The sequence below is a fragment of the Kordia algicida OT-1 genome, assembly GCF_000154725.1.
In the GTDB taxonomy this organism is placed as follows: Bacteria; Bacteroidota; Bacteroidia; order Flavobacteriales; family Flavobacteriaceae; genus Kordia; species Kordia algicida.
The window spans coordinates 1,003,907-1,005,384 of record NZ_DS544873.1; the positions used below are offsets into that span (position 1 = coordinate 1,003,907).

2 protein-coding genes are annotated in these 1,478 nt (G+C 39.2%); both read right to left on the reverse strand.

Annotated features, from left to right (window positions below):
• On the reverse strand, positions 1 to 831 hold an 831-nt coding region (locus KAOT1_RS04185; protein ID WP_007093465.1), incomplete at its 3' end, for an efflux RND transporter permease subunit.
• Between the two features lie 99 nt (positions 832 to 930).
• The gene (locus KAOT1_RS04190; RefSeq protein WP_007093466.1) at positions 931 to 1,341 is read right to left on the reverse strand and encodes an HYC_CC_PP family protein; all 411 of its coding nucleotides are present in this window, start codon (positions 1,339 to 1,341) and stop codon (positions 931 to 933) included.
• Positions 1,342 to 1,478: the final 137 nt, after the last annotated feature.

Consider the following 1,478-nt stretch of genomic DNA (forward strand, 5'->3'; position numbering starts at 1 on the left):
TTTGACCAAGACTGGCGTAAATCCTTCCGATTTGATAGCCGTATTTTCAATATCTGCAATCGATTTTACATAACCCAAGCCACGTACTACGTATTCTGCACGATTGATTTCTAAGGTTTTTGCGCCAATTTCTTTGTTGGTATTCCGAATTGCATTCACAACTTGTGCCAATGTGATGTTGTATTTTTTGAGAACATCAGGTTGTACATCTATTTGATATTCTTGAATGTATCCGCCAATGGATGCAACTTCCGACACATCGGTTGCGCTAGATAAGGCAGGTTTTACGTAGTAGTCTTGAATGCTGCGAAGTTCTTGCAAATCCCAACCGCCTGTAACGTTTCCGTGTTCGTCTCTGCCTTCTAGTGTATACCAATATATTTGTCCTAAACCTGTGGCGTCTGGTCCAAGCGTTGGTTGTACACCTTCGGGAAGTAAGGAACTTGGTAAAGCGTTGAGTTTTTCTAAGATGCGACTGCGACTCCAATAGAAATCAACCTCATCGTCAAAGATGATATAGATGCTTGAAAATCCAAACATAGACGAACTGCGCACGGTTTTTACACCAGGAATTCCCATCAATGTTGTGGTTAGCGGATAGGTAATTTGATCTTCAATGTCTTTTGGTGAGCGACCTTGCCATTTGGTAAATACGATTTGTTGGTTTTCGCCAATGTCAGGAATGGCGTCTACAGCCACGGCATTTTTTGGAAAATCTCCAAGCTTCCAATTGAATGGTGCAGTACTGAGTCCGAAACCAATAATAGTAACGAGTAGGAGTACAGCGACAAGCTTGTGTTGTATTAGAAATTTGATGCTTTTGTTGAGCATGAATGTTGATATTTATAGATACATTTTTTTGAATGTATTGCATAGCAATAGTGTTTCCATAAGAAGCATCTTAGGAACTGTACATGTGTACTATATATATCAAATAAGGAAAGTTTCATCAAGCAATTGTATGTCCTTTATTAATGGTGGTGGCACATATGGTTTGTAGATCGCTTTCTCTGTATCTTCCGTTGGAAGCACATAAATGTAGCTGTATACAAATGCGTTGATGAATGTGTGTGTAATGAAAGAAGCTTCTTGTGATGAAGACAATTCATCCTGACCTTGTATGAAGGTAGAAATGTCGTCACAACAGGAAGACTTTTGAAACGTAGTTTGCTCGGAATTGTTATTGTCAACTTCCATTCCGCAAGTTTCTGCAGGTATTCCAATTGAAAAACTAACAGGAACACCACCACAAGTATGTTTGTTTATGGTGAATGAAAACGTTGAGAATAGCATTAAGAATGCAAGTGCAACGGCGCTGATATGTTTTAAAAATTGAAACATGAGTCACAAAGATACGATTTTATTTTGGATCGCTTTGCTTTTGGATCGCTTTGCTTTTGGATCGCTTCGCTTTTGGATCGCTTTGCTTTTGGATCGCTTTGCTTTTGGATCGCTTTGCTTTTGGATCGCTTTGCTTT

Coding starts and splice junctions, on each gene's coding strand:
- KAOT1_RS04190 (WP_007093466.1), bottom strand. CDS start 1,341: ATGTTTCAATTTTTAAAACATATCAGCGCCGTTGCACTTGCATTCTTA.